At 60.8% G+C, this 14725-nt stretch carries 16 protein-coding genes; 4 read left to right on the top strand and 12 right to left on the bottom strand.

Features of this window, described 5'->3' with window-relative positions:
• Positions 1–77 precede the first annotated feature (77 nt).
• The 4 genes from purC to dapA are packed head-to-tail and all read right to left on the bottom strand — an operon-like array spanning position 78 to position 3593.
• Positions 78–791, bottom strand: a complete 714-nt coding sequence (purC, locus tag KI235_RS07425; protein WP_003198813.1) for a phosphoribosylaminoimidazolesuccinocarboxamide synthase — start codon at positions 789–791, stop codon at positions 78–80.
• A 27-nt stretch (positions 792–818) separates the two neighbouring features.
• A complete protein-coding gene (locus tag KI235_RS07420) occupies positions 819–1577 on the bottom strand; it encodes an MBL fold metallo-hydrolase (RefSeq protein ID WP_212795612.1) in 759 nt (252 codons plus the stop codon).
• 4 nt (positions 1578–1581) lie between these two features.
• Positions 1582–2697 carry an outer membrane protein assembly factor BamC gene (gene bamC, locus KI235_RS07415; RefSeq protein WP_003198809.1) on the bottom strand — a complete coding sequence of 372 codons (1116 nt, stop codon included), beginning with the start codon at positions 2695–2697 and terminating at the stop codon, positions 1582–1584.
• Positions 2698–2714: 17 nt separating this feature from the next.
• Entirely contained in the window at positions 2715–3593 is an 879-nt protein-coding gene (dapA, locus tag KI235_RS07410; RefSeq protein WP_212795611.1) for a 4-hydroxy-tetrahydrodipicolinate synthase, read from the bottom strand.
• 315 nt (positions 3594–3908) lie between these two features.
• Here dapA and KI235_RS07405 point away from each other — a divergent pair, with 315 nt between their 5' ends.
• Positions 3909–4469: a glycine cleavage system protein R gene (locus KI235_RS07405; protein ID WP_003184325.1), complete on the top strand. Its 561-nt coding sequence runs from the start codon at positions 3909–3911 to the stop codon at positions 4467–4469.
• A gap of 10 nt (positions 4470–4479) precedes the next feature.
• Positions 4480–4953, top strand: coding sequence for a peroxiredoxin (locus KI235_RS07400; RefSeq protein ID WP_003198804.1), 474 nt, complete (start codon positions 4480–4482; stop codon positions 4951–4953).
• A 143-nt stretch (positions 4954–5096) separates the two neighbouring features.
• Here KI235_RS07400 and KI235_RS07395 read toward each other — a convergent pair whose 3' ends face one another.
• Both KI235_RS07395 and KI235_RS07390 read right to left on the bottom strand, forming a co-directional pair.
• Positions 5097–6167, bottom strand: coding sequence for an AI-2E family transporter (locus tag KI235_RS07395; protein WP_014337033.1), 1071 nt, complete (start codon positions 6165–6167; stop codon positions 5097–5099).
• Positions 6168–6196: 29 nt separating this feature from the next.
• Complete coding sequence (locus KI235_RS07390; RefSeq protein WP_014337032.1) at positions 6197–6436, bottom strand: sulfurtransferase TusA family protein; 240 nt, start codon at positions 6434–6436, stop codon at positions 6197–6199.
• Between the two features lie 98 nt (positions 6437–6534).
• On the opposite strand from KI235_RS07390, the gene KI235_RS07385 reads away from it, so the two are divergent.
• Positions 6535–7968 carry a M48 family metalloprotease gene (locus tag KI235_RS07385; RefSeq protein WP_027911673.1) on the top strand — a complete coding sequence of 478 codons (1434 nt, stop codon included), beginning with the start codon at positions 6535–6537 and terminating at the stop codon, positions 7966–7968.
• Positions 7969–8029: 61 nt separating this feature from the next.
• Here the strand turns inward: KI235_RS07385 and KI235_RS07380 are convergent, their stop codons facing one another.
• The 4 genes from KI235_RS07380 to rpoE form a co-directional block, all read right to left on the bottom strand.
• Positions 8030–9460, bottom strand: a complete 1431-nt coding sequence (locus tag KI235_RS07380; RefSeq protein WP_003198797.1) for a DegQ family serine endoprotease — start codon at positions 9458–9460, stop codon at positions 8030–8032.
• 234 nt (positions 9461–9694) lie between these two features.
• Positions 9695–10642 carry a MucB/RseB C-terminal domain-containing protein gene (locus KI235_RS07375; protein ID WP_003198795.1) on the bottom strand — a complete coding sequence of 316 codons (948 nt, stop codon included), beginning with the start codon at positions 10640–10642 and terminating at the stop codon, positions 9695–9697.
• Between the two features lie 13 nt (positions 10643–10655).
• Positions 10656–11243 (bottom strand): RseA family anti-sigma factor, encoded by a 588-nt coding sequence (locus KI235_RS07370; RefSeq protein WP_003198793.1) that lies wholly within the window; start codon positions 11241–11243, stop codon positions 10656–10658.
• A gap of 31 nt (positions 11244–11274) precedes the next feature.
• Positions 11275–11856 carry an RNA polymerase sigma factor RpoE gene (rpoE, locus tag KI235_RS07365; RefSeq protein WP_003172477.1) on the bottom strand — a complete coding sequence of 194 codons (582 nt, stop codon included), beginning with the start codon at positions 11854–11856 and terminating at the stop codon, positions 11275–11277.
• A 559-nt stretch (positions 11857–12415) separates the two neighbouring features.
• Between rpoE and nadB the strand changes: the two genes are divergently transcribed.
• Positions 12416–14032: an L-aspartate oxidase gene (nadB, locus tag KI235_RS07360; protein ID WP_003198791.1), complete on the top strand. Its 1617-nt coding sequence runs from the start codon at positions 12416–12418 to the stop codon at positions 14030–14032.
• Here the strand turns inward: nadB and KI235_RS07355 are convergent.
• Complete coding sequence (locus KI235_RS07355) at positions 14001–14453, bottom strand: protein YgfX (RefSeq protein WP_003198789.1); 453 nt, start codon at positions 14451–14453, stop codon at positions 14001–14003. The two genes, nadB and KI235_RS07355, sit on opposite strands and share 32 nt — an antisense overlap.
• A complete protein-coding gene (locus KI235_RS07350) occupies positions 14437–14691 on the bottom strand; it encodes a succinate dehydrogenase assembly factor 2 (protein ID WP_003184348.1) in 255 nt (84 codons plus the stop codon). The genes KI235_RS07355 and KI235_RS07350 overlap by 17 nt, the downstream gene beginning before the upstream one ends.
• Positions 14692–14725 lie beyond the last annotated feature (34 nt).

Here is a 14725-nt window from a genome sequence, read left to right as displayed (position 1 = left end):
GCGCATCATACCAGCACATTCGCCGGAAGCGAACCCCCGAGCGAAATTTTTTCCGTGCTATCAGATGCTTGCGTCGATTACAGCGGCACACCCAGACGCTGGGCGACTTCTTCGTAGGCTTCGATGACGTCACCGAGGCCCTGGCGGAAGCGGTCCTTGTCCATCTTCTTCTTGGTGTCCTTGTCCCAGAGGCGGCAGCCGTCCGGGCTGAATTCGTCGCCCAGGACGATGGAGCCGTCACTGAACACACCGAATTCAAGCTTGAAGTCCACCAGCAGCAGGCCGGCGTCGTCGAACAGCTTGGTCAGCACTTCGTTGACCTTGAGGGACAATTCCTTCATGCGGGCCAGTTGCTCGGTGGTGCCCCAACCGAATGCCACGACGTGGGATTCGTTGATGAACGGGTCGCCCTTGGCGTCGTCCTTCAGGAACAGTTCGAAGGTGTAAGGGTTGAGCTTCAAGCCCTCTTCCACGCCCAGGCGTTTGACCAGGCTGCCGGCGGCGTAGTTACGCACGACGCATTCGACCGGGATCATGTCCAGCTTCTTGACCAGGCATTCGTTGTCGCCCAGCAGCTTGTCGAACTGGGTCGGCACGCCGGCGGCTTCGAGTTTCTGCATGATGAAGGCGTTGAACTTGTTGTTCACCATGCCTTTGCGGTCCAACTGTTCGATGCGCTTGCCGTCGAACGCCGAGGTGTCGTTGCGAAACAGCAGGATCAAGCGGTCAGCGTCGTCGGTCTTGTAAACCGACTTGGCTTTGCCGCGGTAGAGTTCTTCACGTTTTTCCATGATGGGCTCCGCTTGCTAAGTAGTGGGCTAGGCGATATGTCGCCAGTCGAGCCCTGAATCTTGATCGGCCAGTTGCAGCCAGTCCGGGTCGCACCCGAGGGTGTCGACAAAACATTGCCGGGCCAGCTGCGGCAGGTTGTTCTTGCTGCTCAGATGGGCCAGGACCAGGTGTTGCAGGCCTTGCCAGCCCAACTCGGCCACCAGGAACGCTGCCTGGTGGTTGTTCAAATGTCCGTGTTCCCCGCCTACCCGCTGCTTGAGGAAGTACGGGTAGTAACCACGCGCCAACATGTCGCGGCAGTGGTTGGACTCGATCATCAACGCATCGAGGTCCCGGTAACTGTCCATCACCCTGTCGCAATACGACCCCAGGTCGGTCAGCAGCCCAAAGCGCCGCTCGCCGTCACTGAACACATATTGCGTCGGTTCCCGGGCATCGTGCGCCACGCTGACCACGCTGATATCCAGGCAACCGATGCGCAGTTGCTCGCCACCGGCCACGAACCCGGCCGGCTCGATGGGCTTGCGCAGGCCTTCCAGTGTCCCACGGCTCAGGTACACCGGCAGATTGTAGCGCCGAGACAGCAAACCCACGCCATGCACGTGGTCGGCATGTTCGTGGGTCACGAGTATCGCGCTCAATTGCGCCGGGTGCACACCCAGGCGCAACAGGCGCTTCTCGGTTTCCCGCAGGGAGAACCCACAATCGACCAACACATACGTGCTGGCGCTGGCTACCAGCGTGCCGTTCCCCTGGCTACCGCTGCCGAGAACGGCAAAACGCATCGGATCAGCCCAGGTTGTCCTGAATCACGCTCAACACCTTGCGGGCCACATCGGCCGGCGCCACGGTGTTGATGTTCTTCTCGACGGTGACCTGGACGCTGTCGCCGACCTTGCTCAGGCGAACCTGGTAACGCTCGGCGCGGGCTTCGATTTCTTCCTTGTCCGGCTTGCTGCCGAACAGGCCACTGAAGAAGCCAGGCTTCTCGTCTTTCTTCTCGGCCTTTTCAGCGAGGTTGATGTAGTACAGGCCCAGGCTGCGGTTGATGTCTTCAACGCGCCATTCGCCCTGCTCCAGCGCACGGCCAACGCTCGACCAGGCACGGTCCAGGTCGGAGCCGACGTTGAGCACCGGGTTGCCGCTGCCGTCTTCGCTCAGGCTGACGCGGCTCGGCGCATCGAACTCCTTGGACGCCAGCATCGAGACCGAACCGCCCTGCTCCGCGGTACGACTCATGCTGGCAAGCATGTCGTCCACCAGTGCAGCGTCGAGGCCGGTATTGACCGAACGGTTGGTGAAGGCCACGTCGGCGGTGCTGCCGGCAGGTCGCTCGGCGCTGACCACATAGACTTCACTGGTGTTGCGCTGCACGCCCGGCTCGATACGCACCCGCACGCGGGTTTCGCTGTCGGCCGCGACACCGGCGGCGCTCATGCGCTTGGCCATGCTGGCGGACAGTTCATCCGAACGCTGCCAGGTGGTGGTGAACTCGCCAGTTTGCGGGCGCTGTTCGTCCAGGCGGAAACCGTTGTCCTGGAAGAACTGGATCGCCACAGGCCAGACTTCGGCCGGTGGATGCTGGCCCATGACCCAGCTGGAGTCGCCACTCTTCTGCAGGGTGTAGTCGCTGGCATCGGCCACGGCCGACAGCGGCTGTGGACGTGGGACGATGTATTCGCCCTTGACGCTGTCGTCGGCTACGTTGCGCGGGATCGGCAGCAGCGGATCCAGACGCTTGGCAACGTTGACGTCTTGCGGCATTTGCATCGGTGCAGTCTGTTGCGCCTGCAGGTAATCGCTACCACGGTCGCGGAAGTAACCTTCCGGTCCCCAGATCCATCCGCAGCCGCTGGTGCTGGAGATAATCAAGGCAAGTGCGGAAAGTCCGGCCATTCGCTTCATGCGTTGTACTTCCTCAATTAAACCAGGACGCCGGACTGGCGCATGGCCTGCCGCAGCGGTTCTTGACAGGGGGCGCTCAGCCAGGTCAGTGGCAGGCGGATGCCTTCGTGCATCAGGCCCATTTCAACCAAGGCCCACTTCACCGGAATCGGGTTGGCCTCGATGAACAGGTCCTTGTGCAACGGCATCAGTTTTTCGTTGATTGCCCGTGCAGTCTCGGCGTCGCCCTTGAGCGCGGCCTCGCACAGGTCGGCCATTTCACGTGGGGCAACGTTGGCGGTGACGGAGATGTTGCCCTTGCCGCCCATCAGGATCAGCTCGACCGCTGTCGGATCATCGCCAGACAGCACGATGAAGTCCTTGCTCACGCCATCGAGAATGGCCTTGGCGCGCTTCATGTCGCCGGTGGCTTCCTTGATACCGATGATGTTCGGCACCGTGGACAGACGGATCACGGTCTCGGCCAGCATGTCGCAGGAGGTACGACCGGGAACGTTATAGAGGATCTGCGGGATGTCGACGGCTTCGGCAATGTGCTTGAAGTGCTGGTACAAGCCTTCCTGGGTCGGCCTGTTGTAGTACGGGACGACCAGCAGGCAGGCGTCGGCACCGGCTTCCTTGGCGTTGCGGGTCAGCTCGACGGCTTCGCGGGTCGAGTTGGCGCCGGTGCCGGCGATGACGGGAATGCGACCGTTGACCTGCTTGACCACGGCACGGATGACTTCGATGTGCTCATTGACGTCGAGGGTTGCCGACTCGCCGGTGGTACCGACGGCGACAATGGCATGGGTGCCGTTCTCAAGGTGGAAGTCCACGAGTTTGCTGAGGCTGGCCCAGTCAAGATGCCCTTGTGCATCCATGGGTGTGACCAGTGCCACCATACTGCCCGCAATCATGAAACCGCTCCTGCCGGAAAAAGAGAGCGGTAATGGTACTGGCGCCAAGATGCTTGTACAAGCGAACTACCATTCCCCTTGGCGATGGTTTTCGCTACCCTTCAGGCTTTGATCGGTACCGACAAGCTCATACGCCGGTTTCCAGCCTCCGTTTTCGTCGCCGCAAGCCCCGATCCCGGGTTTGTCCTGGTGCGTTCCTGCTGTCGCGGAATGCAGCGCAACCCTGGGCACAAGGCTTGAGCCGTTCGTTTTTCCGGGCCTGGCGCTGTGTCGAGCGGCAAAAGTACCGACCGCTCATCGCTTTAGGAATGCTGCATGTCCACCCCCACAGTCCGCGAACAATTCCTTGTTATCAGTGCCCTTGGCGCCAACCCCATGGAGCTGACTAACGTCCTGTGCCGCGCCAGCCATGAAAATCGCTGCGCCGTCGTGACCTCACGCCTGACCCGTCATGGCGAATGCAGTGCGCTCGTGCTCGAGATCTCCGGCAGCTGGGACGCCCTGGCTCGCCTGGAAGGCAGCCTGCCGGTGCTGGCCAAGAAGCATGCCTTCACCGTCAACGTGGTGCGTAGCGCCGCGCTGGAGAACCGTCCCCAGGCCCTGCCCTACGTGGCCTATGTGAGCTCGGCCTACCGTCCGGACATCATCAACGAGCTGTGCCAGTTCTTCATGGACCACCACGTCGAGCTGGAAAACCTGACCTGCGACACCTACCAGGCCCCGCAGACCGGCGGCACCATGCTCAATGCCACGTTCACCGTGACCCTGCCCGCCGGCACCCAGATCAGTTGGCTGCGCGATCAGTTCCTGGATTTCGCCGATGCGATGAACCTGGATGCCCTGATCGAACCGTGGCGCCCACAAAACCCAATGTAAGGAAGCGTTCATGGCCGTTGCAGTCGACCAGCCGGTTACCGATTTCCAGGCACCCGCCACCAGCGGGCAGACCGTCAGCCTCGCCGCCCTCAAGGGCAAGCAGGTGGTGATCTACTTCTACCCCAAGGACAGCACCCCGGGCTGCACCACCGAAGGCCAGGGTTTTCGGGACCAGTATGCACAGTTCCAGGCCGCCAACACCGAAGTGTTCGGCGTCTCCCGGGACAGCCTCAAGTCCCACGAGAACTTCAAGTGCAAACAGGAGTTCCCGTTCGAGCTGATCAGTGACAAGGACGAGGCCGTCTGCCAGCTGTTCGACGTGATCAAGCTGAAAAAGCTCTATGGCAAGGAATACCTGGGCGTTGATCGCAGTACATTCCTGATCGACAAGAACGGCGTGCTGCGCCAGGAATGGCGTGGCGTGAAGGTGCCGGGGCATGTGGATGCGGTGTTGGCGGCGGCTCAGGCACTCAACAAGGCCTGAATCTTTCACTGCCTGTCCTGGCCCCTTCGCGAGCAAGCTCGCTCCCACAGGGATTTGATTAACACCCTCAATCCAATGTGGGAGCGAGCTTGCTCCGGGCGGCGTTCCGACGATGGGGCCATAAGCCCCACCCCATACTCAAACTACAACAACGGCGCCACCACCGGCTCCTTGCTCGGCCACGCATCCAGCACCGCCTTGAACAGCGTCGCCAGGGGAATCGCGAAGAACACCCCCCAGAACCCCCACAGCCCACCAAACAGCAGCACCGCACAGATGATCGCCACCGGATGCAGGTTCACCGCCTCGGAGAACAGCAGCGGGACCAGCACGTTGCCGTCCAGCGTCTGGATGATCCCGTAGACCGCCATCAGATAGATGAACTGATCGCTCCAACCCCACTGGAACAGCGCAATCAAGGCCACCGGCACTGTCACCACCACGGTGCCGACATAAGGCACCACCACTGAGATGCCCACCAGCAGCGCCAGCAAGGCGGCGTAATTGAGTCCCAGGGCGACGAAGCCGATGTAGGTCACGCCACCGCAGATAAAAATCTCGATGACTTTGCCGCGAATGTAGTTGGCGATCTGGCGATTCATCTCCTGGGCCACCCGGGTAATCAGCGCCCGCTCACGAGGCAGGTAGCCACGGACCCAACGGCCGATCATTTCCCGGTCCTTGAGGAAGAAAAACACCAGGATCGGCACCAGTACCAGGTAGATCATGATATTGACCAAAAGCGGCAGGCTGGACAGCGAAAACGTCAGCGCCCACTGGCCGAACTTGCCGATCTGGCCGCGCACGACTTCAATGGCTTGCAACACCTGCTCGTCGGAGACCAGATGCGGATAACGCTCGGGCAACAGCAACAGCACGGACTGCCATTTGGCAAGCATCCCCGGCAACTCGTTGAAGAGCGTCACCAACTGGTGCCAGAGCAGCGGCACGATCACGATTATGAACACCAACAACAAGCCCATGAACAGGGCGAACACCAAGCCCACCGCCACCGCACCCGGCAACCGCAAGCGCTCCAGGGTCGTGACCAACCCTTGCATCAGGTACGCCAGCACCATCCCCGCCAGCACCGGCGCCAGCATGCCGCCCAGGGTGAGCACGGCGGTAAACGCCAGGAATAGCAGCACTGCCAGGACCACAGCCTCTTCATCGGAGAAGTAGCGCTGAATCCAGTCGCGTAACACTTTGAACATTAAAAATCCTTAAGAGACGCTGTCGGTTTTCAGGCCTTTTTCAGCCAGTAACGGTAGACGCCGTTATCGTCTTCTTCACGCAGCAGCGTATGACCGGCCAATCGGGCGAAGGTGCGAAAATCACGCTGGGAGCCCGCATCCGTGGCGATCACCTTGAGCACACTGCCGCTGGCCAGGCGATTGAGTTCCAGCTTGGCCTTGAGCAACGGCAACGGACAGTTCAGGCCGCTGGCGTCCAGTTCGGCATCGTGGGCTACAGCATCAGTCATGGGTTCACTCCGCGGCAGATCGTTGAGCGGCCTAGAATATCTGGTCCCGGGCCCGGTGTCCGGCTACAGTAAGGTCTTTGTCGACTAAGGCTTCGTGCATGACATTTCTGCGCCCCACCCTGCTGACGCTCGCTTGCCTGCTTGCCTCACCGGGCTTCGCCGACGACCTGCCGTCACTTGGCGACGCCAGTTCTGCCATCGTCTCGCCAGAACAGGAGCACCAACTGGGCCGCGCCTGGCTGGCCCTGCTGCGCAGCCAGGTTTCACAGCTCAACGACCCACAGCTCAAGGACTACGTCGAATCCAGCGTCTATAAACTGGTGGAAACCAGCCAGGTCAACGACCGACGCCTGGAGTTCATCCTGATCAACAGCCCGCAGCTCAACGCCTTCGCCGCACCTGGTGGAATCGTCGGGGTCAACGGCGGCCTGTTCCTCAATGCACAGACCGAAGGCGAATACGCCTCGGTCATGGCCCACGAACTGGCGCATTTGTCACAACGCCACTTCGCCCGCGGCGTCGAAGCCCAGCAGCGCATGCAGGTGCCAATGATGGCCGCACTGCTGGCCGGCATCGTGATTGCCGCCGCCGGTGGCGGTGACGCCGGGATCGCGGCCATCGCCGGGACCCAGGCCGCCGCCATCCAGGAACAGCGGCGTTTCTCGCGCCAGAACGAACAGGAAGCCGACCGCATCGGCATCCAGAACCTGGAAAAGGCCGGCTACGACCCGCGGTCCATGCCGACCATGTTCGAACGCCTGATGCGCCAATACCGGTTCGACGCCAAGCCCCCGGAATTCCTGCTGACTCACCCGGTGACCGAATCCCGGATCGCCGACACCCGCAACCGCGCCGAACAGGCCAAGCAGGGTGGCATCGAGGACAGTGTGCGCTATCAACTGATCCGCGCACGGGTCCAGTTGATCTATGAAGAAACCCCGGGCCTGGGCGCCAAGCGTTTCCGGGCACAGCTGGATGAGAATCCGAAGAACGACGTGGCGCGCTACGGCCTGGCGATCGCGCAGATCAAGGGTGGCCAGTTGAATGAAGCACGGGAGAACCTCAAGCCGTTGCTGGCCAAATCGCCCAACGAGATCATCTATAACCTCGCCCAGGTGGACCTGGACATCACCAGCAACAAACTGGCCGACGCTCAATCGCGCGTCGACCGGATGCTGAGCCAATACCCGGGCAACTATCCGCTCAACCAGGTACGCGTCGACCTGCTGCTCAAGCAGAACCGCCCCGCCGATGCCGAGAAGGCCCTGGAGAACCTGCTCAAGACCCGCCCGGACGATCCGGACGTCTGGTACATGGTGGCCGAGACCCGCGGGCTGTCGGGCAACATCATCGGCCTGCATCAGGCTCGTGCCGAGTACTTCGCACTGGTGGGCGACTACCGTCAGGCCATTCAGCAGCTGGACTTCGCCAAACGGCGCGCCGGCACCAATTTCCCCCTGTCGTCGCGCATCGACGCCCGGCAGCGGGAACTCATGGAGCAGGAACGCATGGTCAAGGACATGATGGGCTGAGTATTTGCCAGGCAATAAAAAACCGCCTCTCTCGAGGCGGTTTTTTTCAGCCGCTAACCGGTCATTCGGCCAGCTTGAAGGTGATGAAGCTTGCACGTCCCTGGCGCAGGACACGCATCGAGACCGAACGATTCTTCGGCAACGCCTTGGCGATGTCGGTGAACTCCTTGGCGGAACCGATGGCCTGGTTGTTCAGGTGCGTAATGATATCGCCCGGCTGAAGGCCGATCAGGGCGGCAGGACCATCCTGCACCTCCTTGATCACCACACCGCCCTGAAGCTCCAGGGTGCGCTTCTGCTCTTCGGTCAGCTCGGCCACAGCCACACCCAGACGGTTGCTGCTGCGCTCGACGCCAGACTTGGGCAGCGAATCCAACTCCTTGCCTTCTTCAGGAATGGCGCCGACGGTCAATTCGACGTTCTTGCGCTTGCCCTCACGAATCACTTCCAGATTGGCCTTGGCACCAGCCTTGAGGGCACCCACCAAGTGCGGCAGGTCGGCGGACATAACGATCGGCTGACCATTCATGCTCAGGATCACGTCCCCCACTTGCAGGCCGCCCTTGGCAGCCGGGCCACCTTCCTGGATCTGCGCCACCAGCGCACCGGCCGGTTTTTCCAGCCCGAACGACTCGGCCAGGTCCTTGTTCACTTCCTGGATGACCACGCCCAACCAGCCACGGCTGACCTTGCCTTCGCTTTTAAGTTGGTTGGACACGTCCATGGCAACGTCGATCGGAATCGCGAAGGACACGCCCATGAAGCCGCCCGAACGGGTATAGATCTGGGAGTTGATGCCGACGACTTCACCCGCGAGGTTGAACAGCGGGCCACCGGAGTTACCCGGGTTGATCGGCACGTCGGTCTGGATGAACGGCACGTAGTTTTCGTTCGGCAGGCTGCGACCGATGGCGCTGACAATACCCTGGGTCACGGTGTGGTCGAAGCCGAACGGCGAACCGATGGCCACGACCCATTGGCCGGCTTTCAGGTCCTGGGATTTGCCCAGCTTGAGCACGGGCAGGTCCTTGCCTTCGATTTTCAACAGCGCCACGTCGGAACGTGGATCGGTGCCGATCAGCTTGGCCTTGAGCTCGCTGCGATCGGCCAGGCGTACCAGGATTTCGTCGGCATCGGCGATCACATGGTTGTTGGTCAGGATGTAGCCATCAGGCGAAATGATGAAGCCCGAACCCAGGGATTGCGCTTCGCGCTGGCGACCGCCACCGGGCGAACGGGGTTGTTGCGGCATGCCACGCTCGAAGAACTCACGCAGCATCGGCGGCAAACCTTCCAGGTCCGGCATCTGCTGGTCCGAGACGCGGCGATCCGGCAGCTTCTGGGTCGTGCTGATGTTCACTACAGCGGGCGAAGCCTGCTCGACCAATTGCGTAAAGTCGGGCAACTCGACCGCCACGGCAGGAACGGCCTGGCCGAGCACAAGCACGGTGGCAAGGATAGAAAAATAGGTTTTCAAGCGTGGTATCGACATACGGCTCCCGTTACGACGAGCATGGTTAAGCGATATGGAACAAGGCATACCAGGAAAAGATACGCCGGTATTTTTGTTCCGGAAACAGACAAGGCCAGGGCCGAGCGGCTCTGACCTATAGAAAAAAAGCTGAGTTTTTGCAAATGAAAATACTGACAGGAAGTTTCGGCATTTCGATCAAGCCCTGGCATCATCAGCCTCTCGCGCAATCGAACCACCCATGCAGCCAGCAGGTTATTGAGTCGCCGTGACGTCGGAGCGCATGGAAAGCGCAATCCGTTCCGCCGTGCCTATAGGAATCTCGCCGACCACCGTGACCATCATTTCGCCCTGGGGCGTCGTGAGCCTGCGGGAGACGGCAGCCGTCGGGCCGAGCTGAGTACGGGTATCGGTGGCGTTGGCACCGTTCAGCGGCTCCAGGAACACCGAGAAGCGCGCCAGGCCATCGTCGTACATCAAGCTGTTGACCTGGACCTGGGTGTCCGGGTCCTTGCGCACGACACTGCTGGACAGTTCGAAACCAGGCGGAAGCCAGTCCGAGTGCCAGGCGGCTTTCACCGCGACGACCTTGGCGGGATCCTGCGCGACAGCCTTGCATTCGGCGCTGGCTTGCAGATCACCGTCTGTCGGCGCGGCGACATTCAAGCGGGTGAACTGGAAACGTTCGAGCAACTGGCCCTTGTCGTTGAGCAACAGGGACTTGAGCGGCAAGCCGGTCTCTTTGTCCAGATGCAGCTCGAAGCCATAGCGATGCTGGTCCTTGGGCGTCAACGCCACAATGACCGCTTGACGCCCGGCCACGCGCGACTTGCCAATGACGGCCAGGTCATACCAATTCTTCAGTTTTTGCGGATCGAGCGTACGTGAGGTGCCGTCAGGCGTATTGCCCAGCCCTGCGATCAAGGAGCCACTGACGCATTGAGTATGCCCATCAATGCGCAGGACTTCCTGTGCCGAGCCGTCAAGCTGGAGTAACCGCTCGCGGACTTTGCCATCCTGGACGCGATGCCAGATGTTATGGGTAGAAAAACTACCGTTGCGCTCGTAAACGAAAGTGCCCTGGAAGCTCTGCTGCTGCTCGGCTTGACTCAGGCGGTTCAACCAATCCTGAGCCTCATCGGCATGGGCTGGAATCGCACACCAGCCACCAAGCAGAAGCATGAATAGAGGTATGGCGCGCAATGGTTTTCCTTAATTAACGGTTTTCCATGCTGGCTGCACGGGCGTAAGGCAGCGCGCTTTCAGTACCTTTCAGGGCAGCTTGCTGAGCATGCTGACGCAGGTAGTTGGGCAGACGCTGATCATGCCAGCCAGGTTGGCCTTGCAGAACACCATTGACCATTGGGCCTGCGGTTTCCGAGCCTTCGCTGTAGCCGGCCAGTACCGCTGGACCCTTGACCTGTGGAGCGCTCAGGCCTGGCTGGTTGGACTGCTGCGCCATCTGCACGCCAGCAATCTCATCCTGGTTGTACAGGCGCACACCGGCCAGTACGGCCACGGTGACCGAAGCGGCTACTGCCAGGCGACCCAGGCTGCGCCATGGTCCGCGAGAAGCTTTTGCCGGTACGGCTTCGTCAGCCAATGCAGCGGAAACGGCCGCAGCGATGTCCAGGCGTGGAAGCAACAAGTCCTTGTGCATCACGGCCCGGGCGATCTGGTAACGAGCCCAGGTCTCACGGGTTTCAACATCGTCGAAGGCATTCAATACCCGACGCAATTCCAGTTCGTCCGCTTCGTTATCCATCACTGCGGACAGCGATTCCTGCAGGGCTTCACGACTCATGGCGTTCCTCTCTTGGCTGTCGCCGCTGTCTCTAGTTTTCCTGCAACAAAGGTTGCAGGGCTTTATCAATGGCCTCCCGGGCGCGGAAGATCCGGGAGCGCACGGTGCCTACAGGACATTGCATGACGCTCGCAATGTCTTCGTAACTCAGACCGTCGAACTCACGTAAAGTTAAAGCCGTACGCAAATCTTCGGGCAGTTGCTGGATGGTTCGATGGACGGTGCCTTCAATCTCATCCCGCAGCAACGCACGTTCCGGTGATTCGAGATCCTTGAGGCCATGATCGCCATCATAGAACTCGGCATCTTCAGAACTTACATCGCTATCCGGCGGCCGACGGCCGCGTGAAACCAGATAGTTTTTCGCCGTGTTGATGGCGATGCGGTAAAGCCACGTATAAAACGCGCTGTCCCCGCGAAAATTTCCAAGTGCGCGGTAGGCCTTGATGAAGGCTTCCTGAGCGACATCCTGCGCTTCATGGGTGTCGTGCACGAAACGCACGATCAACCCGAGAATTTTGTGCTGGTATTTAAGCACTAGCAGATCGAAAGCTCGCTTGTCGCCGCGTTGGACGCGCTCGACCAGCTGCTGATCCTCTTCCTGGGTTAGCATGAACACTCCTCGATAAGCTCGAAGGAGGCTTGCATTACTAATTGACCGGGCTTGCAAACATAGACTCGGGCTTTTCGCAAAAGTTCTCCCCCTTCCAAGCAAGTTTCCGGCGCGCTCTGATCTCGGCACGCACGAAAAACGCAGCAGGAGATTCCCCGGCTGCGCGAATAATCTGTCACCGGGCCTGACGGCAGAGACTCCAATCGAAATCTTGCACCAACCCGACGCTGCTCCCTTTTGCAGACAACCGTCTATTGAACGTAGGCGCTTGGCAAAAGTTCCCACTATTTATAGCGCTGTACACTGAATATCAGGCAACCGTGACGAGATAAACAGCGTTCTGTCCTCGAAACGGCGGCCTTATCGACGTTGTACCAAAAACGGCGATCCGACGAAGCGTGTCGCTTTTCTGTCACGCTGGTTTCACATTGCCATGAATGCCCGGCTATTGTGCCGATCCCCCCCTCTATATACTAGTGGGCTGCGTGGCTGCCTGACCCGTTGAAGCGGTGTCTTGCGCCAACCCCGACCCGGGTCGCCTTGAGCGGAAACCATTCGAATGAGCCAACAGTTTCAACACGATGTTCTGGTAATCGGCAGCGGAGCCGCCGGATTGAGCCTTGCACTGACTTTGCCTGCGCATTTGCGCATTGCAGTACTGAGCAAGGGCGACCTGGCCAACGGTTCGACCTTCTGGGCCCAGGGCGGTGTCGCAGCCGTGCTGGACGATACCGACACCATTGAATCCCATGTCGAGGACACCCTCAACGCCGGCGGTGGCCTTTGCAATCCAAAAGCGGTGCGTTTCACCGTGGAACACAGCAGGGAAGCCATCCAGTGGCTGATCGATCAGGGTGTACCGTTTACCCGTGACGAACAATCGGGCACCGAAGACGGCGGTTTCGAGTTCCACCTGACGCGCGAAGGCGGTCACAGCCATCGGCGCATCATCCATGCGGCCGACGCCACTGGTGCCGCGATCTTCAAGACCCTGCTCGCCCAGGCGCGACTGCGGCCGAACATCGAACTGCTGGAACAGCGCGTCGCGGTCGACCTGATCACCGAAAAACGCCTGGGCCTGGACGGTGATCGCTGCCTCGGTGCCTACGTGCTCAATCGCGGCACCGGTGAAGTCGACACCTACGGCGCGCGTTTCGTCATCCTGGCGTCCGGCGGCGCAGCGAAAGTCTATCTGTATACCAGCAACCCCGACGGCGCCTGCGGCGATGGCATCGCCATGGCCTGGCGTTCGGGTTGCCGGGTGGCGAACCTGGAGTTCAACCAGTTCCACCCCACCTGCCTCTATCACCCGCTGGCCAAGAGTTTCCTGATCACCGAAGCCTTGCGTGGCGAAGGTGCCCACCTGAAGCTGCCCAACGGCGAACGCTTCATGCAGCGCTTCGATCCGCGCGCCGAACTGGCACCGCGCGACATCGTCGCCCGGGCCATCGACCACGAAATGAAGCGCCTGGGTATCGATTGCGTTTACCTGGACATCAGCCACAAGCCCGAAGCGTTCATCAAGAGTCACTTCCCGACGGTGTACGAACGCTGCCTGGAGTTTTCCATCGACATCACCAAGCAGCCGATCCCGGTGGTGCCGGCGGCGCATTACACCTGCGGCGGTGTGATGGTCGACCAACAGGGCCGTACCGACGTGCCTGGCCTGTACGCCATTGGCGAAACCAGCTTCACCGGCCTGCACGGCGCCAACCGCATGGCCAGCAACTCGCTGCTGGAATGCTTCGTCTACGCCCGCTCGGCGGCGGCAGACATCCTGGCGCAATTGCCGCAGATTGCCGTTCCTGCCGCCCTGCCCTCGTGGGACGCCAGCCAGGTCACCGATTCGGACGAAGACGTGATCATCGCGCACAACTGGGACGAACTGCGGCGATTCATGTGGGACTACGTGGGCATCGTGCGCACCAACAAGCGCCTGCAACGGGCACAACATCGGGTGCGCTTGCTGCTGGATGAAATCGACGAGTTCTACAGCAACTACAAAGTCAGCCGCGACCTGATCGAGTTGCGCAACCTGGCCCAGGTGGCCGAACTGATGATTCGCTCGGCCATGGAGCGCAAGGAAAGCCGGGGGCTGCATTACACGCTGGACTACCCGAACCTGCTGCCCGAGGCACTGGACACTATCCTGGTGCCGCCCACCTACGCCGACTGAACCTGAGCTGTACCCGCAGGCGCCGATGGATATCCGGCGCCAGCGCGTCGCGCGGCACACACAGCGAGCGGACCCGCCGTTCACCCTGCACGCGAAAGCGCAGCACGACGATCATCGGCAGCGCCAGGCTATCGGGGCGCAGCTGCACAGCCCTCCACCCGTCGGCCCGACTCCAGAGTTGCCAGCCAGCGGCATTACGACGCAACCGGGAAATGGCCCGGCGATGAGTCAGCAATAGATGTCGGGGGATCACCCAGGCGCCATGGGCCAGGCACAATACGACGCCAAGCGCCGCGAACCAGGATGGGACGGACAACAGGAACAACGACCCCAGGGCGAACACCTGGGCCAGCAGATAGGCCGCCAGCAGTTGCCCGGAGGCCTGCCAGCGGCATTCGAAGCGATTACTTGGGTTGGACACGGTCCAGAATCATCCGGACCATGCGCTGCAACTCAGGGTCTTCGGATTCGCTGCGCTCCATGAACCAGCCGAACATGTCCTGATCCTCGCATTCGAGCAGGCGGACATAACACGCGCGGTCCACTTCATTGAGATGGGGATAAACCTCTTTGACGAATGGCACCAGCAACACGTCCAGCTCAAGCATGCCGCGGCGGCTGTGCCAGTAGAGGCGATTCAGTTCAACATCTTCGACCATGGAGCGCTCCTCAAATAGAGCGCAAGTATACAGG

Origin of the sequence: Pseudomonas sp. St386 (assembly GCF_018325865.1) — a bacterium.
Classification (GTDB): domain Bacteria; phylum Pseudomonadota; class Gammaproteobacteria; order Pseudomonadales; family Pseudomonadaceae; genus Aquipseudomonas; species Aquipseudomonas brassicacearum.
Note: the sequence above shows the minus strand (reverse complement) of the source record. Positions and strands in the feature narration are given on the sequence as shown.